This window comes from Mesorhizobium sp. YC-39 (genome assembly GCF_025753795.1).
Taxonomy (GTDB): domain Bacteria; phylum Pseudomonadota; class Alphaproteobacteria; order Rhizobiales; family Rhizobiaceae; genus Mesorhizobium.
In genome coordinates this window covers 773,698-794,326 of the sequence record NZ_JAOWPS010000002.1, presented here as the reverse complement: position 1 = coordinate 794,326, position 20,629 = coordinate 773,698, and the positions used below count along the sequence as shown (strand labels likewise).

The window sequence follows — 20,629 nt, the reverse complement described above, 5'->3', positions numbered from 1 at the left end:
CCGGTGCTCACAGTTTGGCTACCGGCATGTATGTCCTGAAGCACGGCATCAAGAAAAATCCGCAAAAACGCTGGGCGCTGCCAGACCGTATCTTCTTCGGTCACGGTGCGTGCCATATCCTTGCTGGTACTTTCCTTGAACTCCGGCCTCTTGAAGGGTTTTATGCCGAGCGCATCGTCCCGGACGAGGGTCTTTCCGGAAACCATATCTATGTGACGAACGGTGCCGTCGCCTTCGACTATCACGGCTATTGCGACCGCGGACGGCTACTGGAGCATCACAGGAAAGGTTGGACCCAGCGTAGCGTTGGCTGGGGCTGCACGATAGAGACAGTCGATTTCGATTTGTTGGATACGACCGAACTGAACCAACGCAAAATGTTGGGCCCGGATCAATACCTGCACGATCCCATCCCTCGTGCTCGTCGGTTCATCGGTCGCGTGGATCACACTGAGGCGGCGAAGAGAGCGCTCCGAAGCATTTGAGTTGCCCCGTCTCGCATTGGCTCAGACTAGTCGCGGGAAAACGCGCTGCGGAAAGCGACGACGGCGAGAACAAAACTGGCGATGGCGTTCCAGCCGGCCAGAGACAGGCCGAGGATGCGCAGCGCCGCCTTGTCGCAGGAGGGCGGAACGAATTTGTCGAGCGCGTCGAGCACGCCCTTGCCGCCGGTGTCGACCGGTCCGGCGCCCGCGGTGCAGTCGGCCGGTCCTTGCCACCAGGCCCATTCGACGCCCGAGTGATAGACGCCGAGATAAAGGCCATAGAGCATCAGCAGGCCGCCGACCGCCAGCAGGCCACGCGTCACCCATGCGGGTGCGCCCAGCGCCGAGGCAAGCACCGCCAGCAGCATCAACGGCACGCCGATGTAGTAAGGGGTGCGTTGCTCGAGGCACAGATGGCAGGGGATGTAGCCGCCAAGGTACTGGAAGGCCAGCGCCGAGCCGACAGTGGCGGCCATGGCTACGGCCAGAAACAAAGCCGTCCGCATGCGCTGGCGTCCGGTATCGGGATCCACGGTCGCTGTCATCGATCTTCCGTCCGTTCCGTTCGCCGCCCGCTCAGCCTCTTTTTGTCCATGTCGTTGTCCCAAAACCGCTGCGCATCCTCGGGTCAAGCCCGTGGACAGGGCTTTTGGGCGAAATGCATCAGATGGCGTATTTGACTGTGATATAGAGCAAAATCAGGGCAGCGGCGGCGGCGCTTGCTATCAGGCCAAGACGCTTTTCGATGAACTCGCGGATCGGCTCGCCATAACGGCGCAACAGCCAGGCAAGAAACAGAAAACGGGCGCCGCGGGCGACGATCGCCAGCACGATGAACAGCAGCAGATTGACGCCGATGACGCCGGACAGGATGGTCACCACCTTGATCGGCGGCAAATGCGCTGCCCCCGAAGTGATCAGCATCAGGATGATGAAACCAATGCCCGACGAGGTGCGCAGCGCCTCGAACTCGTCATACTTGCCGTAGAATTCGAGGATCGGTTTTGCCACGGCGTCGTAGGCATAGTGGCCGATGAACCAGCCGGCGATGCCGCCCAGCACCGATGCCGCCGTGGCAACCAGCGCGTAGCGATAGGCGCGATCCGGCCGCGACAGCGCCATCGGCAGATAGAGCACGTCGGCCGGCACCAGGAACACCGAGCTTTCGACGAAGGCGATGAAGGCCAGCCACCATTCGGCGGATTTCCTTGCCGCCAGCGACAAGGTCCAGTCGTAAAGTCCGCGAAGCATCGGCACTCCTAATGCACGTCGTCCAAGGTGCATAAAACCAAGACCCAAAGCGCGTCGCATCATCTCTTCAGACGCGGCGCGCTCCAATGCGCCGTCTGTCTAGAAAGATTTTCCGCGCCGCACAATGGCTGGGGCTTCACGAAGTCGAAAGATGGTATCGGGTCCCGCCGCCCAAACGCGAAAACGGTATCGCCGGATGGCGATGGCGCTGTAGACCTGGATCATGATGCTTCCTGCTGTTTCGCTGTCGGTCCCTGAAGTCGTTAGAGCGACGTGCGTCCGTTTGGACGCACAAAGTACGCTCTAACACTTTGAATCTGCTCATCGTGCTTTCCGAAAATCGATTCGGATTTTCGGGCCGATGCGTCAGGCATGGCGCGTTCTGTGCCTGAACCGGTTCCATATCGGCGAGATGCAATAGCTGATCGCAGGAATGGTGATGAGCCCGATTGCAATTCCAGCCACGCCGGCGCCGATCGCCTGGACCAGCCATTTGACCGCTCCTTCGGCCGCGGGAACGCTGTGCGCCGCCATCTCGGCAGTGTCGTGGATGAAATGGCTTAGGCCCCCGAACCCATAGGTTTCAAAGCCGTGAACGACGATGCCGCCGCCGACCCAGATCATCGCCGCGGTACCGATGATGCCGAGCCCCCTCAGCAAATAGGGCATGCCGAGAACGAGCGCCCGCCCGATGACGCGCACAAGCCCGCCGGTCGGCGAGGTTGACGTCATACCGGCCATCGCCAGGCCGAGATCGTCGGCCTTGACGATGAACGCGACCGCGCCATAGACCGCAATCGTGATGCCCACGCCCACAACCGCCAGAATGACGGCTTGCGTCACGAAGCCGCTGTCGGGAACCGAACCCAGCGTGATGGCCATGATCTCGGCCGAGAGGATGAAGTCCGTCTTGATCGCGCTTGCCACCTTCTGGTCCTCGAAGGATTGTGCGCCGGGATCGATCGAGCCGAGTTCTGCCTCATGCTTGTGCGCTGCATGCGGCACGACGAGTTCGTAGATCTTTTCGACGCCTTCGTAGCAGAGATAGACGCCACCGATCATCAGCAGTGGCGTGATGGCTTGCGGCACGAGCAGGCTGAGCGCGAGTGCGGCCGGCAGCAGGATCAAAAGCTTGTTTCTGAGCGAGCCGACAGCGATCTTGCGGATGATCGGCAATTCGCGCGCCGCCGTGAAACCGGTGACGTAGCGCGGCGTAACGGCGGTGTCGTCGATGACCACGCCGGCTGCCTTGGCGCCCGCCTTGGCAGCCTGGCCGGCGATGTCGTCCAGCGACGCCGCGGCGACCTTCGCCAGAGCTGCGACATCATCGAGAAGGGCGATCAGACCGACACTCATGGACCCGTCACTTAGCAGTGTTGCAGATCATGCGGAAGGAGTGCGTCATTGCAAGGCCGGATAGAGAACGGCATCGCAAGATGGCGATGCCGCTCGGGTCGTTTGTTCTACCGCCTTTGGCCGTTACTCGGCCGGGACCGGGCTGAGGCCGGTGTCTCCGATCGGACGCGGCTTGTCCCGGCGTGCCGATGCACGGGCAAGCACACTCTGCCGGTTGACGGATTTGCGTTCGGCGTCGATGCGGCGGATCAGGATTTCCGCCCGCTCGATCGAGCCGAGCAGGGCCAGGATCGTGCCGCGTTCGGCCGCCCCCGCATTCGGCCCCAGCGCCAGCGTGCGGGCACGCAGCTCCTCGACCTCCGGGAAGCTGACATGGCCGGCAGGCATTCGCGGGTTGGCAATGCCGTAGTCCGGCAAGATCTCACGCAGCGAGGCATCGAGCTTGTTCAGCGCGACCTCGACGATGGCTTGCGCCGGACTGCTGAACTTCTCGCGTTTGACGCGCCGGGCCACCTGGTGCATCGATTCCGTCAAGGCAGCCGTGAAATCTGCTTCCTCGATCAGGCTGGCAATCAGGTCGAGCTGCTCGTAAGGCAGATCCTCCTTCATCAGCGCGGCGGTGTAGGCACGGATGTCGCGGCTGAGGATGTCGGTTGCAAGATAGTGCTCGCCTGGATCGGACGGTGCTTTCTTCGACCCGCGTGCGATGTCGAGGAACATGGCGCCGGCCTCGAGGTGACGGGCCGTCTCCTGCTGGACGGCGGGAACGGCCTTGGCAAAATCGCTGGCCAGCTTGCGGTCGAGGAATTTCGGCGTCGAGAAATCCTCCGCGTCCTCGGCATCCGTGTGGCCGACGCGCGACAGCACCCGCTCGAACACGCCGATGAACGGGAACAGCAACAGCGTGTTGAAGACGTTGAAGAAGGTCGAGTAAAGGCCGACCGCGACCGGCACCAGGGGGAAAGTCTCCTTGCCGTCGACGATCACCGGAACGGCCGGATCGCCGCCGAAGAACTGCATGGCCCATTCCAGAACCTGGATGGAGACGAAGAACAGCGGGATGGTGATGCACACGCCTATGATGTTGAACGATATGTGCGCGTAAGCGGTCCGCTTGGCATTCTTCGAAAGATTGAGCGAGGCCATCCACGAGGTGATCGTGGTGCCAAGATCGGCGCCGAGCGAGAAGGCGACGGCGGTCGTCCAGTCGAGAATGCCGGCAGCACCCAGGCCCATGACAATGCCGATCGTCGCCGAGGACGAGTGGATCATGGCGGTGACGCCAGCGGCGATGAACACGCATTTGAGCAGGTTGAGGAAGGAATCGGCCTTGAGCGTCTGCAGCAGCGACATGACTTCGGGCAGGTTGCGCAGCGGGCGCAGGCCGCCGGTCATCAGGTTGAGGCCATAGAAGATCAGCGCGAAACCCATGCAGGCGAGCGCTATGTTCTTCACCTTTTCGCTCTTGGCGAAGCAATAGACCAGCGAGAACACGCCGGCCAGGATCAATCCGAGCGGACCGAGCGGCAGGGCGATAAGTCCGTTGCCAAGCGTGGTGCCGATATTGGCGCCCATGATCACGCTGATTGCCGGCCGCAGCGCGATGACGCCGGCATTGACCAGGCCGACGACCATGACGCTCATCGCGGTCGACGACTGGATGACGCCAGTGATCAGCGTTCCCGCCAGCACGCCCTTGATCGGCGTTCCCGCCGCCTTGGCGAGAAAGTCGCGCATCCGGTTGACCGAAAGCGCCTGGATGCCATTTGCCATGAAGTCCAGACCGAGCATGAAAATGCCCAATCCGCCGATCACCGGCACCAGAATGTCCTTGAAGATATCTATGTCCATTTCACGCTATCCCCAACAAGTCGCCATTGCGACGCGACACGAAAGTTCAGTTGCTGCGCGAAGTGGCCAGGCACAAACGCCTTGGCCCTTCGTTCATGCTCAGTTTCCAATAGGTGCCGGACCTGCCCAGTACTGCTCGATCTGGGCGACGAGTGCGTTCGGCAACGGCACGTAGCCGAGTGCTGCGGCATCGCCCACGCCTTGCGTGAAGGCCAGCCTGAAAAGGTCATGCACGCGGCGATAGCGATGTTCCGAGCGCCCCGAAACCTGGACCACCGCGAACACCGCCGTGCTGATCGGATAGGCGGCATCGCCGTCGCGATCGGTCAGGGAGGCGAAGAAATCGGTCGTTTCCCCCCAGGCGACGGAGGTGGCCGCCGCTTGCACGCCGGCGGGATCCGGCTTGACGAAATTGCCGGCCCTGTTGCGGACCGCGGCGAAGGGCAGGCCGGCGCGAAGCACCTGGCCATATTCGGCATAGGCGATCGCCCCCTTGGTCGCGGCCACGGCGCGAATGAGGGCCTGCGTGCCCTCGGCGCCGGTTCCAAGCGGCCATTCGATCAGCGTGTCGGCGCCTAACCTGGTCTTCCATTCCTCGCTGCTGGCCGACAGGAACTCGGTGAAGACATGGGTAGAGCCCGAACCGTCCTGGCGATGGAAGACGCTGATGGCGAGATCGGCAAGGGTAACGCCGGGATTGAGCGCCTGGATGGCGGGATCGGACCAGGACTTGATCTTTCCCAGATAGATGTCGGCCAGAACCGGGCCGGAAAGACGCAAGCCACCCTCCGGCAGGCCCTCCAGATTGGTGACCACCGCGATGCCGCCCATGACGATCGGAAATTGTTTCTGGCCGTTGCTGGCGAGGTTGGCCGGCGGCACCGGAACGTCGGTGGCGGCGAAATCCAGTTCGGGCTGCTTGAGCCGCATCAGGCCCGCAAGCGAGCCGACCGGCTCATAGTCGACGGTCCAATCCAATGTGAAGAAGTCGCCGCCATCGGCGCGCGCATTCTTATATGCCGTTGCCCATTTGGCGATAACCGGCGCGGCCAGGGTCGATCCGGCGCCGCGAATGGGCTCAGCCCGGGCAGCGGGGCCGATCAAGGCAACGGCCAAAGCAACGGCAAGGGCGATGACGCCACCAGCGGCTTTAGGCCATGGGCTGCGCGATGACGCAATACTTGTCGGGTTTCCTGAAAACATCGTTTTACCCCACTTAATACTACCGAAAATACGTGAATAACTGCGAATTTCAGTGAAAAATCAGTAGATCATACCCTCGGCGAGGTAGGCCTCCAGCCAAAGAGGACAAGATCGCTCCTATTTCTTATTGACTTTTCTTAACGATTGGATGACAAGGATCGCTGCGGCCGGATCTTTCAGGCGCCAGGGCTTTCCAGTTGGATGCGCCTAGCCGCCCACTGTCGCGGGAAATCTCTCAGATCGAATGAAGCCTCATCGCTTCGACACGCTGGGGTGTTCCGGAGGCCAAGTCTTTTCGAGCCGATCGCCATCATGGCAAAAACCGGCCTGACTTCGAGGTTGTGCGTCGGCTTTGCGGCCGTCGCGAATTGGCCAGTTGACGAACAGGCCTCCAACCGTATAGTCCGCGCCCATCCAGGCCGCCCGGCCTGAGCCCCTATGGCGGAATTGGTAGACGCGCTCGACTCAAAATCGAGTTCCGCAAGGAGTGCTGGTTCGATCCCGGCTAGGGGCACCATCCCATTTTTGGCGACAGGCACACTGGCTGACGCCGATGGGCGTTTTTGCATGTCGGGAACATCCGGGTTGGCCGGCCGCTTTGGGTATGAAGGACGCCCCCCCGCAGCGCATTTGTCAACGCCGGGATCGAAGCGGACACTCTTCGACGGACCGGACGATCAGCCGGCCTCTGCCCATAATACGGTAAACAGCCAGAAAGCGCCCATCAGCATCGCGCCAACAGCTGGCACGACCAGAGTGTATCCCAGCAGGGCGAAACCCGCCTTCGGGCTGCGGGCGAGGAGTGCGCCCACCAGCCAGCCGATCGCCGCCAGGGCAATGATCCCGTATATGAAGGCTGTCCAGATATCGTTACTCATGGATTACCCTTGCTTGAGATCGTCATCCAGGTCTACCGCCGCCCCAGCAAACTCCGCATCCGGTTGCGCAGGATGCGCGCCATGTTGCGGGTCTCGCGGTAGAGATGAAGCTGCGACGCCGCCTGGCGGGCGAGGCGGTCGGCGTCCGGCGAAAGCCCGATGACAAGCGTGCCCATCGGCTTGCGCTCCATCCACAGCCTGCTCATCACCGGATGGTCGGGCACGGCGCAGGAATCGGTCATCATGATGTTGGGGTCGTCGAGATGTTGCCTGGTCACCTCGATCATCAACAGCGTGCCTGGCGAATAGGTGGCAAGCGTCTCGTCATAGGCTGTCTTCCAGGTGTAGGCGACGCCGGCCTCGACGAAGACGATCAGGCTGGCGATGGTGCGGTCGTCAAGCGTCAGCGAATGGATGCGGCACAGATCCTGTTCGGCCAGCCGGTGCACGGCCTCGCGGGCGAAGGCGGCGCGGTAGCGGTCGATGGCCATGGCGGTGCGCTCGCGGCCTTTCCAGCCCGCCGCCTCCAGTGACAGGAAACTCTCGATGGCATGGCGGATATTTTCCGGTCCGCGCGCCACCTGATGCTCCAGCCTGCCGAGATCGGCAAGGCGGCGCTTCAGGCGGCGGAATTCGCGGTAGTGGTGCGAGCGCAACGACGCCTTGAGGTATGTTTCGCCGTCGAGTTCGCTTTCGAGCACAGGGCGTTCGGCCTTGCCTGTGATGAGCAGCGTCAGGCCATGCGTTTCGGCGACGGTGGCAAAGAGGCTCGCCACCGGGCCGTCGAGCCTGATGTCGGGCAGGACGAGGACTTTCGGCAATTTGAGATGCGGCCGCGACAGCATCGCGAAGAAATCCTCGATGACGCCGACCGGGTCGTCGCGGTCGACCAGCGGCGTGCCGATCGGGCCGAACGGGCTCGACCAAGTGCGCATGACCGGGACGCCGAGCGGCACGCCCGGCCGCTCCACCGAAAACGGCACCAGCAGGCGCAGCCGGTTGCGGTATTCGTCGCCGTCGCGGATCACCGCCAGCCGCACCTCGCGGTCTTCCAGCCTCGGCATGGCCGGCGCCAGGAAGCGCGGGTTGAAGAAGATGTTGGGCTCGATCGTGCGGGCGCAGAGATAATCCAGTTCCTCGACCAGGTCGAAGCCGGCGGAGGCCGGATAGATGGCGAGCTTGCGCTCGGGGCGGTTGTTGGCCAGGATTTCGATATGGGCGGGGTCGGCCTCGCGGGCAAGCCCGGCCAGACCGGACACCATGGCGCCGGCCGGACCGCCGCTGGTTTCCTCGAGCAAGGGGATGGCGGCCATTACGCGGCTCCTTTGGCGGCTACGAAAATAACCATGACGATGCCGAGCTTGCGCCAGACCGTGAAGGACAATGCGGCTGCCTCGAAGATCATGGCGAAGGTGGTGGCCATGGCAGCACCCCACAGGCCGAAAAGCGGGATCAGCACCACGTTGAGGCCGATGTTGAAGGCCAGCGTCATGGCGTAGACGGCGGCGCAGATGTTCTGGTTGCCGCTCATGGTGAGCAGGCTTTCACAAGGGCCGACGGCGGCCCGCGCCACGACGCCGAAGACCAGCAGGAACAGCAGCGGATAGCCGGCGGTGAAATCGGGGCCGAACAGGGTCAGCATCGGCTCGCCCAGCACCAGCACCATGAGCGCCATGGCCAGCGACGGCCAGAAGGTCCACGACACCGTCTCGCGGGCGAAGGCGGCGAGCTTTTCCGGTTCGCCATGGGTGAATTGCGCATAGCGCTGGGCAACGCCCGCCTTGACCGCGAAATAGACGAAATGCACCAGCGCCAGAGTCTTGACCGTGGCGAAATAGACGGCGACGTCGTCGGGATCCATATAGGCGCCGACCATCAGCACATCGGCATTGGTGAGCAGGAAGAAGAAGCTCTCGACCAGGAAGATCGGCAGCGACACGACAAACCATTGCGCGAAATGCACCTTCACCGGTCCGGTGGGGATCTTCCTGTCCATGCGCGACGTCACGCCAATGAGCTGGCCGATCGTGGTGGCATAGGTGGCGGCAATTGCGGCGAAGATCGCGGTTTTGGCGTCGGGCGCATAGCCCAACAACAGCATCAGCGCCATGAAGGCCAGGATCAGCAGCGGCCGTATCAGAAAGGTCGGCGACAGCGCGAACAGCGCCCATGAGTTCGCCCGCGCCAGTCCCTGCACCAGGTCGGACATGGCGATCATCGGCAGCAGGATGACGCCGAGGATGAACGGCACGACATAGTAGTTTTCGATGAAGGGCGAGAGCAGCCAGACGCCGAGCGCGCCAAGGGCTGCGATGGCGGTGGAGGCAATCAGCACGAACAGGCGGCTGGTCATCACGATGCCGCGCAATTCGGCCAGCATGCCGCGCTCGCTATATTCGGGAATGAAGCGGATGACCGAGGTGTGGAAGCCGAGGCAGGCGAGGTTGCCGACGATGACCATCGTCACCCAGACGAGGACGAAGATACCGTATTCGAACGAGCCCATCCAGCGCGCCATCAGCACCTGGCTGACGAAGGCGATGACGGCGCTGATGATGCGGACGGAGAAGGCGATGAGCGACATGCGCCCGGCTTCGCCGCGCTCGTCGGCGGTGAACAGCACGGCGTCGATACGACCAAGCAACGGCTTTACGCGCAGCGCAAGGCGCTGCGGCAGGAACCGCCCGGCAGTCGTCGCCGCGGAAAAGCGCACCCAATACTCTCCGTTTTCCGCCTCTTTTCTGCCTATGCGTCTAACGAAAACACATTAAGAAACGGTTGGGTGGGGCGGAGGGATTGCTCCCTTCTCCCCTATAGGGACGGGGAGAAGGAAGAGAGTGCCTCTTACGCAAACGCGCCGTGGCAGTGCTTGTACTTTTTCCCCGACCCGCAGGGGCAGGCTTCGTTGCGGCCGACCTTGCCCCAGGTCGCCGGGTTGTTCGGGTCGCGGTTTTCGGGGGCAACGATGGCGTTGGTTTCCTGGCGGACCAGAACGGCGGTCTCGCCGCCGTCGAAATCGTCCTCGCCGGTGGTGCCGTCGATATGGCTGCCGAACATGTCGGGCGCCTCGGGTGGCGGGGCTTCTGCCGCCTGGCGGACCAGTTCGACGCGCATCAACTGCGCGGTGACGGCCTGGCGCAGATTGCCCAGCATCGCCTGGAACAGCTCGAACGCCTCGCCCTTGTATTCCTGCAGCGGGTCGCGCTGGGCGTAGCCGCGGAAGCCGACGACCGAGCGCAGATGATCTAGGTTGACGATGTGCTCGCGCCACAGATGGTCGAGCGTCTGCAGCACGACCGAGCGCTCGACATAGGTCATCACGTCGGGGCCGAAACGCTCGGCGCGCTCCTTTGCGGCGGCGTTGGCGGCGGTCGCGATGCGCTCGCGGATGTCGTCCTCGGCAATGCCCTCTTCCTTGACCCACTCCTCGATCGGCAGATCGAGGTTGAGGAATTCGGCGACCTCGGCCTTGAGGCCGGCAACGTTCCACTGCTCGGCATAGGCGTTTTCGGGAATGGCCTTGGCGACGATCTCGTCGATGACGCCCTCGCGCATCTCGGCAATCATCTCGGTGAGACCCTCGCCTTCCATCAATTCGATGCGCTGCTCGAACACCACCTTGCGCTGGTCGTTGGAGACGTCGTCATATTTCAAGAGGTTCTTGCGGATGTCGAAGTTGCGCGCCTCGACCTTCTTCTGCGCCTTTTCCAGCGCCTTGTTGATCCACGGATGGATGATCGCCTCGTCCTCCTTGAGGCCGAGCTTCTGCAGCATGCCGTCCATGCGCTCGGAGCCGAAGATGCGCATCAGATCGTCCTGCAGCGACAGGAAGAATTTCGAGCGGCCCGGATCGCCCTGGCGGCCGGAGCGGCCGCGCAACTGGTTGTCGATGCGGCGGCTTTCGTGTCGCTCGGTGGCGAGCACGTAGAGGCCGCCGGCGGCGAGCGCTCTTTCCTTCAGCCGGGCGATGTCGTCGCGGATGGCCTTTTCCTTCGCCTCGCGCTCGGGGCCTTCCGGCATGTCGCCAAGCTCCTCGGCGATGCGCATCTCGGCATTGCCGCCGAGCTGGATGTCGGTGCCGCGACCGGCCATGTTGGTGGCGATGGTGATGGCGCCGGGCTTGCCGGCCTGAGCGACGATGGCGGCTTCGCGCTCGTGGTGGCGGGCGTTCAGCACTTCAAAGTCCTTGAAGCCTTCCTTGCGCAGGCGTTCGGCGAGCTGCTCGGATTTTTCGATGGAAGTGGTGCCGACCAGCGTTGGCTGGCCCCTGGCGCTGGCGTCCCGGATCTCCTTGACGATCGCCTTGTATTTCTCCTCGACCGTCCGGTAGACCTCGTCGTCCTCGTCCCTGCGGATGACCGGCAGGTTAGTCGGGATCTCGGTGACTTCGAGGCCGTAAATGTTGCCGAACTCCTCGGCCTCGGTCAGCGCCGTGCCGGTCATGCCGGAAAGCTTCTTGTAGAGGCGGAAATAATTCTGGAAGGTGACGGAGGCGAGCGTCTGGTTCTCCGGCTGGATCGCGACATGCTCCTTGGCCTCGAGCGCCTGGTGCAGGCCCTCGGAATAGCGGCGGCCCGGCATCATGCGGCCGGTGAACTCGTCGATGATGACGATCTCGCCATTGCGCACGATGTAGTCCTTGTCCTTCTGGAACAGCCGGTGCGCCTTCAGCGCATTGTTGACATGGTGGACGATGGCGACGTTCTCGACGTCGTAGAGCGACTCGCCCTTGAGCAGGCCGGCGTCGCGCAAAAGGTTCTCCAGCTTCTCGGTGCCGTCCTCGGTGAAGATCGAGGTCTTCTGCTTCTCGTCGATCTCGTAGTCGGCCGGGCCGAGCTTCAGCATGAAGGCGTCGATGGTGTTGTACATGTCCGAGCGGTCTTCGAGCGGACCGGAAATGATCAGCGGCGTGCGCGCCTCGTCGACCAGGATGGAATCGACTTCGTCGACGATCGCGTAGCTGTGGCCGCGCTGCACCATCTGGTCGCGCTCATATTTCATGTTGTCGCGCAGATAGTCGAAGCCGAGCTCGTTGTTGGTGGCATAGGTGACGTCGGCGGCATAGGCGGCGCGGCGCTCGTCGTCGGACAGGCCGTGGACGATGACGCCGACGCTCAGGCCGAGGAATTTATAGACGCGACCCATCCATTCGGAGTCGCGCGTGGCGAGGTAGTCGTTGACGGTGACGACATGGACGCCCTTGCCAGCGAGCGCGTTGAGATAGACCGGTAACGTGGCGACCAGGGTCTTGCCCTCGCCGGTGCGCATCTCGGCGATGCCGCCATTGTGCAGCACCATGCCGCCGATCAGCTGCACGTCGAACGGGCGCATGCCAAGCACGCGGCGCGCCGCCTCGCGCACGGTGGCGAAGGCGGGGATCAGCAGGTCGTCGAGAGAGGCGCCATTGGCGATGTCCTGGCGGAATTTCCCGGTGCGGGCTGTCAGTTCGGCGTCGGAGAGCGCCCGCATCTCGTTTTCCATGGCGTTGATCGCCTCGACGCGCGGCCGGGTCGACTTGACCCGACGATCGTTGGAGGAGCCGAAAACCTTACGGGCGAGACCGCCGAGACTGACCATCCAATGGCCCTTTCGATAGCATTCTTAGTCGTTGCGACGGGCACCGGCCGGCCCCATCAATTCCGCGTGAAACGCAGACAAACGCAAAAAGCGCCCGGAAAACGGTTCTGGACGCAAAGTCGTTGGACAGATAAGAGGGGGCTCAATCGATGTCAACGCCGCGCTCGCCCTGTCGACCGCGCCAAATTCCGCCACAATCCGGCTGATCTGAACAGCCGCCAATCCCATCGGAGTTATCTTTATGTCCTTCTTGTTCCGCCGTGCGTCGTTCGCCAGCCTGGGTCTGGCCGTCGGGTTGTCGGCTCTGTCGCTGTCGCCGCTGATGGCGCAGGACACCGCTCCCGCGCAGCCGGCGGCGCCTGCCCAACCGGCCACCCCCGCGCCGGCGGCACCTGTCGATCCGAACGCCGTGGTCGCGACCGTCAACGGCCAGACGCTGACGGAGGCGGACCTTGGGCTTGCCGAGGGCGAGCTGTCGCAGCAGTTTGCGCAGCTGCCGCCCGAACAACGGCGCGCGGCGGCACTTTCGGCGGCGATCGAAATCAGGGTCATGGCCGCCCAGGCGGTTGCCACCGGCCTCGACAAGGATCCCGACTTCCAGCGCCGCATGGCGTTTCTGCAGCAGCGTGCCCTGCATGGCGAAATGGTCGAAAAGGGCGTCGTCGACAAGGTCACGGATGCCGAGGTTCGTGCCCGCTACGACCAGGAAATCGCCAACACACCACCCACAAACGAGGTGCATGCCCGTCACATCCTCGTGAAGACGAAGGAAGAGGCCGACGCGATCATCAAGCAGCTCGACGGGGGCGCCGACTTCCAGAAGCTCGCCAACGAGCACACCAGCGATCCCTCAGGCAAGACCAGCGGCGGCGATCTCGGCTGGTTCGGACCGGGCCAGATGGTGCCGGAATTCGACAAGGCAGCCTTTGCGCTGGCGGTCGGCAAATACACCGAGCAACCGGTGCAGTCGCAGTTCGGCTGGCACGTCATCAAGGTCGAGGACAAGCGCACCAAGCAGCCGCCGGCTTTCGACGAGGTCAAGGACCAGGCCAAGCAGGCGGTCATCCGCGACAAGTATTTCGCCCTGGTCAAGCAACTGCGCGCCGCCGCCAAGGTCGAAATCCCGGACGCCAACCTGAAGAAGACGGTCGACACGCTGGAAAGCGCGAAGTAATTCAGGGCTGCATCAAAATCTGATGGTGACAGGGCGCCGCAAGGCGCCCTTTTGCTTTAAGTTATTGTTTTTACGCATGTCGTTGTCGCAAAACCGCTGCACGCTTTTGCGCGACATGCATTACCGATAATGCGTGGATGCCTTGAACCCCGCCGGATCATCGGCGGCGAGCGCGCCGGTGAATTCGGGGACCCGCACCAGAAGCATCATTGCCCAGAACAGCGGCCAGTCCGTCCAGCGACAGAACTCCTTGCCCACGGCCTGCGCGGTCTGGCGGTTTTCCTTGAATGACGTCGCCATGGCGCGCCAGGCGAGGCCGAGCTTCGAGCGATGCGGTTTCCTGCGCTGCTCCATCCGAGCGAACTGGTAGCCCTTGTTGCGCCTGACGTCCCAGATGAAACCCAATCCCTCATAGGCGTGGATCGAGACGGCTTTGGGCGCAACCTCCATGGCGACACCGTCCTTCAGCATGGCGTGCTGGCGCAGATGTGAGCTGACGAAAGGACCATGATCGGCCTCGAAGCGATAGCGTTCGAGCACCTGGCGCCGGTAGAGCGCGCCATTGTTGCTGGCATGAATGACCTGGCCATGGCGGTTGCGGCGTTCGATGAAGCCGCGGTCGAGCAGCGACATCACCCTTTTCATCATGCTCTCTTCGCCGTAGCTGGTCCGTCCGGAAACCGCGCCGAGTTGCGGGTCCTTCTCGACGGTTTCGTAGAGGGCCGCCAGCCATCCCGGCCGCGGCAGGCAGTCGGCCTCGACCACCGCAACGAGGTCATGACGGCAGTATGCGAGGGCGGCGTCCTTCAGTTGCGAGGATTCGTCGCTGTCATGCGTCGCGACGATCACAGACGGGCAGAAGTAGGCGGGTTTGCCGGCGAACTCGGCTTCGATTTTCGAATGATGACTGCCTGAAGTCTGGCCGCTGGGCAGCATGATGACGATTTCGCCGGGAATGCCTTGGCGGTCCTGCGCATAGGCCTGCAGCGAGCGCCGCAATTCCGTGTCGCCATCCGCAGTCAGATAGTCGGAAACGATGATCAGGCTGACCGGCAGTACTGGAGATATTCTGTCAAGCAAGCCGCCGATCCTCCCTAACGACCAGGTGAAAGTATGCCTTGTACCACATAGCGGATCGCCCTGCGTAGTGTCACTTCGTCCTCGTCGAGACGATCGGTGAGAAGATGCTTCCAGGCGAAGGAGGCGATCAGGTCGGCGACGAGCGCGGCATCGACATCGACTGCCACCTCGCCGCGCGCCTTGGCGCGTTCGATCATCCGGCCGGTATGGGAGTGGCGGCCTTTCGAATATTCGGCAAGGGCGGCTGCGGCAGCCGGATCTGACTGCGCCTCGGCGATCAGCGATCGGAACACGCTGCCCGATGATGTCTCGCGCCAGTGCGAAAACAGGCTTTTGAGGAAGCCGACAAGATCGTCCTCGAGGTTGCCGGTGTCGGGGCTGTCGACGCGTTTGCCGCGCTGATAGACGTTTAGCAGCAAAGCCGCCTTGCTCGGCCACCAGCGATAGATCGTCGGTTTGCCGGCCCGCGCCCGCCGCGCCACGGCTTCGATCGAAAAACCGGCATAGCCGGCCTCGACCAGCAGCGCTTCGGCGGCGTCGAGAATGGCCTCGGCGCTATCGGGGTTGCGTCGCGCGCCGATCGACTTGCGGCCTGAGTGAGCGCCCATGAGTTCTGTCCGCGTTAGGCCTATTCCCGGCATTCATACATGGCCCTGTGCCGAAACGAAACGCGCCGTTCCGCTGGCAGCCATGATGCTGACAAATCGCTTGGCGCTGAAGCGGTGGAAACCAGAAGCCCATGCCCCGGCCGGCGACGAAAACGCCCTTGCGCCGGCGCGTCGTATCGGGCAAACCGGCCTTCCCCAAGCGATTTTTCCCGCCCGAGGCCCCCATGTCCGCAACGATTTCGCCGCTTGCGCCGAAGAAATACCCCAAAATGCCCGCGATCGAGGGCGTGCGCATCGCCACTGCCGAGGCGGGGATAAAGTACAAGAACCGCACCGATCTCTTGGCCATGGTCTTCGACGCCGGCACCACCGTCGCCGGTGTGTTCACGAAATCGAAATGCCCCTCCGCGCCGGTCGATTTCTGCCGGCAGAACCTGGGGCAGGGCAAGGCGCGTGTGCTCGTCGTCAATTCCGGCAACGCCAATGCCTTCACCGGCAAGAAGGGCCGGGCCTCCACGGCAATGACCGGCGAGGCGGCGGCAAAGGCGGCGGGATGCATGCCAGGCGAGGTGTTCCTGGCCTCTACCGGCGTCATTGGCGAGCCACTCGATACCGGGAAGTTCAGCCATCTGCTTGCCGGGCTGGTCAAGGACGGAAAGGCGGAGCTGTGGACCGAAGCCGCCAAGGCGATCATGACCACGGATACCTATCCGAAGGTGGCGACCGCGACCATCAAGCTCGGCGATGCCGACGTCACCATCAATGGCATTGCCAAGGGCGCGGGCATGATCGCGCCCGATATGGCGACGATGCTCTCCTTCATCGCCACCGATGCGCCGATCGCGGCACCCGTGCTGCAGGACCTGTTGTCGCGCGGCACGGCCAAGACCTTCAACGCGGTTACCGTCGACAGCGACACCTCGACCAGCGACACGCTGCTGATCTTTGCCACAGGTGCTGCCGCCAGGCGCGGCGCGCCTTTGATCAGCGATCCGAAAGATGCGCGCCTCGGCGCGTTCCGCCGCGCGCTCGGCAAGGTGCTGAAATCGCTGGCGCTGCAGGTGGTGCGCGACGGCGAAGGCGCGCGCAAGCAGGTCGAAGTCACCGTCACTGGGGCGAAATCGGCCCGCTCGGCCAAGCGCATCGCGCTGTCCATCGCCAATTCGCCGCTGGTCAAGACGGCGGTCGCCGGCGAGGACGCCAATTGGGGCCGCGTCGTCATGGCTGTCGGCAAGGCCGGCGAACCGGCCGACCGCGACCTTCTGTCGATCTGGTTCGGCGACAACAGGCTGGCGCATGAGGGCGAGCGCGATCCCGGCTATTCGGAAGAGGCGACATCGGCCTATATGAAGCGCGACGAAATTCGCATCCGCGCCGATATCGGCCTCGGCCGCGGCAAGGCGACGGTGTGGACCTGCGACCTCACCAAGGAATATGTCGCCATCAATGGCGATTATCGGAGCTGATGGCATTGGTTTCCAGACATCCGGCAAGCGTGCTCGCCATCGTACGCCGCTACGAGGCGGCCGGCTTTCGCGCCTGGCCGGCGGCGGCCGTCCACTATGACGGCACCTGGGTGGTCCGGTTGACGGCCGGCCACCCGGCCAAGCGGCTGAATTCGGTCAATCCGCTCGATCCGGGCGACATCCAGCACATTGCCGAGCGCATCGGCCGCGCCAGTCGGCGTTTCGACGCCTATGGCAGGCCGCTGACCTTTCGCATCTCGCCGCTGTCGGGGCCTGATCTGTCCAGTCACCTCGACAAGGAAGGCTGGAGCATATTCGACGAATCGCTGGTGATGCGCCTGCCGCTGGCGGATGCGCAACTCGACCCGGCCATGGACCAGATCCCGTTGAAGGATATCAGCCGCTTCATCGGCGCGTCGCTCAAGGTCAGCGGCTCGGACGTGTCGCTGCGCCCCGGCCTGTCGGAGATCATCGGCGCGATCCAGCCCGAGGCCGGGCTGTTCGCGCTCGAAGAGGGCAGCGAGGCGCTGGCGACGCTGATCTGCGTTCATGACGGCGATCTTGCCGGATTGTTCGAGATCGCCACCGACAAATCGGTGCGCAACCAGGGCCATGGCCGCAATCTTATCCTGTCGGCGCTGAAATGGGCGCGGCTGCGCGGCGCCCGCGAAGCCTGGCTGCAGGTCGAGGCCGGCAATGCGCCAGCGCTGGCGCTCTACCGTTCGCTGGGCTTCGAAGAAGTCTACCGCTATCACTATCGCCGGCCGCCCGGCGCATGACCGGCGCTAGCTCCGCCGGCAAGCGCCTGCTCCTGGTCGCGGCCTGCGCGCTGGTCGATGCCGATGGCCGCGTGCTTCTGGCGCAACGTCCCGAAGGCAAGCAGCTCGCCGGTCTGTGGGAGTTTCCAGGCGGCAAGGTCGAGCCCGGCGAGACGCCGGAACAATGCCTCATCCGCGAGCTGCATGAGGAAATCGGCATCGAGACCGAAATCCCCTGCCTGGCGCCGCTGACCTTCGCCAGCCATTCCTATGATGATTTTCACTTGCTGATGCCTTTGTTCGTCTGCCGCCGCTTCCGTGGCATCGCCCAGCCGAAGGAAGGCCAGGCGCTGAAATGGGTGCGGCCGCGCCAGATGCGCGATTTTCCGATGCCGCCGGCCGACGCGCCGCTGATCCAGTTCCTCATCGATCTGCTGTGAGCCGTTCGCTGACGGCCTGTTTCAGGCAGCGTTAATGAAAGATTTATCTCGCCGTGAAAAGTTGAGGCAAAGCGCCGATTTCACCGGGAGCAATTGCATGAGCCTCGATAGGGACTGGGACTCGATCAGGCCCAACCGTTTCCATGGCGCCAGCGAAGCGGGCATGGGCCTTTTGCGCATCACGCTGCTGTTCGGTTCGGCCGCGGTGGCCTTGGCCTTGTTGGCGACGCCTTATCTCGACAGCCGGACGCGATTGCAAGCCACCGGCGACGATCTTGCTGGCGTCGACATGATGAGCACGGCTTCGATCGGTCAACATGACACCTACACGCTGCGCCGGAGCGTGCTGCAACCGCTGCCCGATTCGGTCTGTGTGATACGCGACAATGGCAGGCGCAGCGGCGACTGCTGATCAAGCGCATCATGCATGCGGCGCACCTTTGAGCGACATGCATAGCTAACATATTCCGAGAACGCCGGCGTTTCATCGCCTGTTAAGCCTGTGCCGTTAACCTTTCTTAACAGGTCGGCGCTAAGGTCGTGGCAAGCGGGATCGATGTCCATGAAAACAGTGCTGCAGCGATTTTTGGAAGACGAGACAGGCGCCACAGCCATCGAATATGGGCTGATCGTGGCCGTACTGTCGCTCACCATCGTTACTGGCGTCGGCCAGGCCGCCAATGCGATCTCCTGGTTGTTCAGCGACAACAACAGCAAGCTGGCCAACGCTTTCGCGAAGTGATCCGAACCGGTTATCGGTTGTCGGAACCCGGTCAGCGGCCTTCGGGATTTTCCAATATCGTCTTGAGCGAGACCGTGGCTGAGCCCGGCTTCAGCGGCTTTTGCTGCGAGGCGTCTGGCGCCCAGCCGGACATCCAGACGATCGGGAAACTCGCCCTGACGCGGCCGTCGGCGTCGGAAAACCGCTCGGCATAGATTTCGGCGGCACGGGCAAACAGCTTTCGCGTGCCCGGCCGGCGGCTGCGGTCGACTAGCGCGCTGGTCTCGCCCATGGCCCGCAAATCCGCCATCAGGCCGAACAGGGTTGCGTAACGCACCGTGACCGTCTCGACATCCGCCACCGGCAAGGCGAAGCCGGCACGCTGCAAAAGCGCGCCGGCGTCGCGCACGTCGGTGAACGGGATGACGCGCGGGCTGGCGCCGCCATGAAGCTCGGTCTCGGCGGCCAGCAGGCTTTCGCGCAGTTCGGAAAGCGTGCCGGCTCCGGCAAAGGCGCCGAGGAAAAGTCCGTCCGGCTTCAGCGCGCGGCGGACCTGCACCAGCATGCCGGGAATGTCGTTCATCGCCTGCAGCGACAAAAGGCTGACAACGAGGTCGAGGCTTTCCGGCTCGAACGGTACGGTTTCCAATGATGAGACCAGCCCCGTCTCGCCCTTCAGGAAAGCTCCGTCCGCCTCCACGCGTATGATGTCCGCCACCTTGCCGCTTGCCGCGATCACGCCGGCGGCGGCCGGCGTCTGGCAAAACAGGACGGCCGCCCTGTTAAATTCGCGCTCGACGGCGCCCAGCCGGTCGGCAAGGTCCTCGGCTGCCCGACGCATCAGGAAATCCGCGCCGCTGACAGGGTAGGCCAATGCCCGGCGCTTGTGCGCCAGCCAAAGCGGGATGTCGATTATAGGTTGCAATGGGCAGGTTCCTGTTTTCTCGCGCTTGGATATAGTAGCGCGGAGACCAACCACGTGGCCGATCCGATGCTGGAGATCAAGGGTATTGCTCGAAAGGCATTGGATTGGCCGGCGCGCATCCTGTTTCCGCCGGTCTGCGCCGGCTGCCGCCGCCATGTCTCGCAGCCAGGCGTGCTGTGCGGCGCCTGCTGGCCGAAACTCAGGCTGCTGGAGCGGCCCTGGTGCCCGGTGATGGGCACGCCGTTCACCCATCACATGGGCGAAGGGTTCCTGTCCGCAGAGGCGATTGCCGACCCGCCGCCGTTCGAGCGGGCGCGGGCGGCAGTGGCCTATTCCGGTGTCGCCCGCCAGATGGTGCAAGGGCTGAAATACCAGGATCGCACCGATCTGGCGCCATGGATGGCGCGCTGGATGCTGCGCGCCGGCGCTGATTTGATCGCGGAGGCCGATGTGGTCGTGCCGGTGCCGTTGCACTGGCGGCGCTTTTTCAGGCGCCAGTTCAACCAGTCGGCGGAGCTCGCAAGGGCGGTGTCGCAGCTTGGCGGCCTGCCTTTCGCGCCATCGGCGATCCGCCGTGTCAAACTCACCCGCCAGCAGGTCGGGCTGGAGCGGCAGGAGCGTGAGGAGAATGTGCGTGCCGCATTCAGAGTGCCCGGCGAGGCGGAGATCGAGATCGCCGGCCGCCGGGTGCTTTTGATCGACGACGTCTATACCACTGGCGCCACCGTCCGCGCGGTCGCCAAGGCGCTGAAGAAGGGCGGTGCCGGCGCGGTCGACGTGCTGACCTTCGCGCGCGTGCTGCCGGGGGACTTTCGGGCGGACGAGTCCGCGACTATATAAGCTCTGGAAAAGGCAG

20 protein-coding genes and 1 tRNA gene are annotated in these 20,629 nt (G+C 63.4%); 9 read left to right on the top strand and 12 right to left on the bottom strand.

The window, feature by feature from the left end; genetic code table 11:
* Positions 1–26 precede the first annotated feature (26 nt).
* Complete coding sequence (locus OHD62_RS13255) at positions 27–485, top strand: hypothetical protein (protein WP_263783208.1); 459 nt, start codon at positions 27–29, stop codon at positions 483–485.
* 26 nt (positions 486–511) lie between these two features.
* Here the strand turns inward: OHD62_RS13255 and OHD62_RS13250 are convergent, their stop codons facing one another.
* The 5 genes from OHD62_RS13250 to pstS all read right to left on the bottom strand — a co-directional run bounded on the left by OHD62_RS13250 (position 512) and on the right by pstS (position 6,146).
* Positions 512–1,030, bottom strand: coding sequence for a disulfide bond formation protein B (locus OHD62_RS13250; RefSeq protein WP_263783206.1), 519 nt, complete (start codon positions 1,028–1,030; stop codon positions 512–514).
* 118 nt (positions 1,031–1,148) lie between these two features.
* Positions 1,149–1,736, bottom strand: a complete 588-nt coding sequence (locus OHD62_RS13245) for a YqaA family protein (RefSeq protein WP_263783205.1) — start codon at positions 1,734–1,736, stop codon at positions 1,149–1,151.
* Between the two features lie 366 nt (positions 1,737–2,102).
* On the bottom strand, positions 2,103–3,092 hold the full coding sequence (locus tag OHD62_RS13240) for a DUF808 domain-containing protein (RefSeq protein WP_263783204.1): 990 nt from the start codon (positions 3,090–3,092) through the stop codon (positions 2,103–2,105).
* Between the two features lie 123 nt (positions 3,093–3,215).
* Positions 3,216–4,943, bottom strand: a complete 1,728-nt coding sequence (locus tag OHD62_RS13235) for a Na/Pi cotransporter family protein (protein ID WP_263783203.1) — start codon at positions 4,941–4,943, stop codon at positions 3,216–3,218.
* 99 nt (positions 4,944–5,042) lie between these two features.
* Entirely contained in the window at positions 5,043–6,146 is a 1,104-nt protein-coding gene (gene pstS, locus OHD62_RS13230; RefSeq protein WP_263783202.1) for a phosphate ABC transporter substrate-binding protein PstS, read from the bottom strand.
* A gap of 432 nt (positions 6,147–6,578) precedes the next feature.
* Between pstS and OHD62_RS13225 the strand changes: the two genes are divergently transcribed.
* Positions 6,579–6,663: transfer RNA gene (locus OHD62_RS13225), tRNA-Leu, on the top strand.
* Positions 6,664–6,823: 160 nt separating this feature from the next.
* Here OHD62_RS13225 and OHD62_RS13220 read toward each other — a convergent pair.
* From OHD62_RS13220 to secA, 4 genes are all read right to left on the bottom strand, one after another.
* A complete protein-coding gene (locus OHD62_RS13220; protein ID WP_263783201.1) occupies positions 6,824–7,024 on the bottom strand; it encodes a hypothetical protein in 201 nt (66 codons plus the stop codon).
* A gap of 32 nt (positions 7,025–7,056) precedes the next feature.
* The gene (locus tag OHD62_RS13215; protein ID WP_263783199.1) at positions 7,057–8,337 is read right to left on the bottom strand and encodes a GNAT family N-acetyltransferase; all 1,281 of its coding nucleotides are present in this window, start codon (positions 8,335–8,337) and stop codon (positions 7,057–7,059) included.
* Positions 8,337–9,737: a lipopolysaccharide biosynthesis protein gene (locus OHD62_RS13210; protein WP_263783198.1), complete on the bottom strand. Its 1,401-nt coding sequence runs from the start codon at positions 9,735–9,737 to the stop codon at positions 8,337–8,339. Before OHD62_RS13210 ends, OHD62_RS13215 begins: the two co-directional genes overlap by 1 nt.
* Before the next feature lie 131 nt (positions 9,738–9,868).
* Positions 9,869–12,601 (bottom strand): preprotein translocase subunit SecA, encoded by a 2,733-nt coding sequence (gene secA / locus OHD62_RS13205; RefSeq protein ID WP_263783197.1) that lies wholly within the window; start codon positions 12,599–12,601, stop codon positions 9,869–9,871.
* A 241-nt stretch (positions 12,602–12,842) separates the two neighbouring features.
* On the opposite strand from secA, the gene OHD62_RS13200 reads away from it, so the two are divergent.
* Positions 12,843–13,775, top strand: coding sequence for a peptidylprolyl isomerase (locus OHD62_RS13200; protein WP_263783196.1), 933 nt, complete (start codon positions 12,843–12,845; stop codon positions 13,773–13,775).
* 120 nt (positions 13,776–13,895) lie between these two features.
* On the opposite strand, the gene OHD62_RS13195 is transcribed toward OHD62_RS13200, so the two are convergent.
* Both OHD62_RS13195 and OHD62_RS13190 read right to left on the bottom strand, forming a co-directional pair.
* Complete coding sequence (locus OHD62_RS13195) at positions 13,896–14,855, bottom strand: glycosyltransferase (protein WP_263783195.1); 960 nt, start codon at positions 14,853–14,855, stop codon at positions 13,896–13,898.
* Between the two features lie 14 nt (positions 14,856–14,869).
* A complete protein-coding gene (locus OHD62_RS13190; protein ID WP_263783194.1) occupies positions 14,870–15,463 on the bottom strand; it encodes a TetR/AcrR family transcriptional regulator in 594 nt (197 codons plus the stop codon).
* A gap of 224 nt (positions 15,464–15,687) precedes the next feature.
* Between OHD62_RS13190 and argJ the strand changes: the two genes are divergently transcribed.
* From argJ to OHD62_RS13165, 5 genes are all read left to right on the top strand, one after another.
* Positions 15,688–16,929 (top strand): bifunctional glutamate N-acetyltransferase/amino-acid acetyltransferase ArgJ, encoded by a 1,242-nt coding sequence (gene argJ, locus OHD62_RS13185; protein WP_263783193.1) that lies wholly within the window; start codon positions 15,688–15,690, stop codon positions 16,927–16,929.
* A complete protein-coding gene (locus OHD62_RS13180) occupies positions 16,929–17,708 on the top strand; it encodes a GNAT family N-acetyltransferase (RefSeq protein ID WP_263783191.1) in 780 nt (259 codons plus the stop codon). The genes argJ and OHD62_RS13180 overlap by 1 nt, the downstream gene beginning before the upstream one ends.
* On the top strand, positions 17,705–18,127 hold the full coding sequence (locus OHD62_RS13175; protein ID WP_263783189.1) for a (deoxy)nucleoside triphosphate pyrophosphohydrolase: 423 nt from the start codon (positions 17,705–17,707) through the stop codon (positions 18,125–18,127). Before OHD62_RS13180 ends, OHD62_RS13175 begins: the two co-directional genes overlap by 4 nt.
* A 97-nt stretch (positions 18,128–18,224) precedes the next feature.
* Entirely contained in the window at positions 18,225–18,539 is a 315-nt protein-coding gene (locus tag OHD62_RS13170; protein ID WP_263783187.1) for a hypothetical protein, read from the top strand.
* Positions 18,540–18,689: 150 nt separating this feature from the next.
* Entirely contained in the window at positions 18,690–18,869 is a 180-nt protein-coding gene (locus OHD62_RS13165; protein WP_263783186.1) for a Flp family type IVb pilin, read from the top strand.
* A gap of 31 nt (positions 18,870–18,900) precedes the next feature.
* Here OHD62_RS13165 and OHD62_RS13160 read toward each other — a convergent pair whose 3' ends face one another.
* Positions 18,901–19,773, bottom strand: coding sequence for a methyltransferase domain-containing protein (locus tag OHD62_RS13160; RefSeq protein WP_263783185.1), 873 nt, complete (start codon positions 19,771–19,773; stop codon positions 18,901–18,903).
* A 54-nt stretch (positions 19,774–19,827) separates the two neighbouring features.
* On the opposite strand from OHD62_RS13160, the gene OHD62_RS13155 reads away from it, so the two are divergent.
* On the top strand, positions 19,828–20,613 hold the full coding sequence (locus OHD62_RS13155) for a ComF family protein (RefSeq protein ID WP_263783184.1): 786 nt from the start codon (positions 19,828–19,830) through the stop codon (positions 20,611–20,613).
* The last annotated feature ends 16 nt before the right edge of the window (positions 20,614–20,629 follow it).

Bases quoted from the DNA above. Each gene is read 5' to 3' on its own strand.
- OHD62_RS13180 (WP_263783191.1), top strand. From the start codon at position 16,929: ATGGCATTGGTTTCCAGACATCCGGCAAGCGTGCTCGCCATCGTACGC.
- OHD62_RS13255 (WP_263783208.1), top strand. From the start codon at position 27: ATGTATGTCCTGAAGCACGGCATCAAGAAAAATCCGCAAAAACGCTGG.
- secA (WP_263783197.1), bottom strand. From the start codon at position 12,601: ATGGTCAGTCTCGGCGGTCTCGCCCGTAAGGTTTTCGGCTCCTCCAAC.
- OHD62_RS13200 (WP_263783196.1), top strand. From the start codon at position 12,843: ATGTCCTTCTTGTTCCGCCGTGCGTCGTTCGCCAGCCTGGGTCTGGCC.
- OHD62_RS13245 (WP_263783205.1), bottom strand. From the start codon at position 1,736: ATGCTTCGCGGACTTTACGACTGGACCTTGTCGCTGGCGGCAAGGAAA.
- OHD62_RS13235 (WP_263783203.1), bottom strand. From the start codon at position 4,943: ATGGACATAGATATCTTCAAGGACATTCTGGTGCCGGTGATCGGCGGA.
- OHD62_RS13170 (WP_263783187.1), top strand. From the start codon at position 18,225: ATGAGCCTCGATAGGGACTGGGACTCGATCAGGCCCAACCGTTTCCAT.
- argJ (WP_263783193.1), top strand. From the start codon at position 15,688: ATGTCCGCAACGATTTCGCCGCTTGCGCCGAAGAAATACCCCAAAATG.
- OHD62_RS13250 (WP_263783206.1), bottom strand. From the start codon at position 1,030: ATGACAGCGACCGTGGATCCCGATACCGGACGCCAGCGCATGCGGACG.
- pstS (WP_263783202.1), bottom strand. From the start codon at position 6,146: ATGTTTTCAGGAAACCCGACAAGTATTGCGTCATCGCGCAGCCCATGG.
- OHD62_RS13220 (WP_263783201.1), bottom strand. From the start codon at position 7,024: ATGAGTAACGATATCTGGACAGCCTTCATATACGGGATCATTGCCCTG.
- OHD62_RS13175 (WP_263783189.1), top strand. From the start codon at position 17,705: ATGACCGGCGCTAGCTCCGCCGGCAAGCGCCTGCTCCTGGTCGCGGCC.
- OHD62_RS13215 (WP_263783199.1), bottom strand. From the start codon at position 8,337: ATGGCCGCCATCCCCTTGCTCGAGGAAACCAGCGGCGGTCCGGCCGGC.
- OHD62_RS13165 (WP_263783186.1), top strand. From the start codon at position 18,690: ATGAAAACAGTGCTGCAGCGATTTTTGGAAGACGAGACAGGCGCCACA.
- OHD62_RS13190 (WP_263783194.1), bottom strand. From the start codon at position 15,463: ATGGGCGCTCACTCAGGCCGCAAGTCGATCGGCGCGCGACGCAACCCC.
- OHD62_RS13240 (WP_263783204.1), bottom strand. From the start codon at position 3,092: ATGAGTGTCGGTCTGATCGCCCTTCTCGATGATGTCGCAGCTCTGGCG.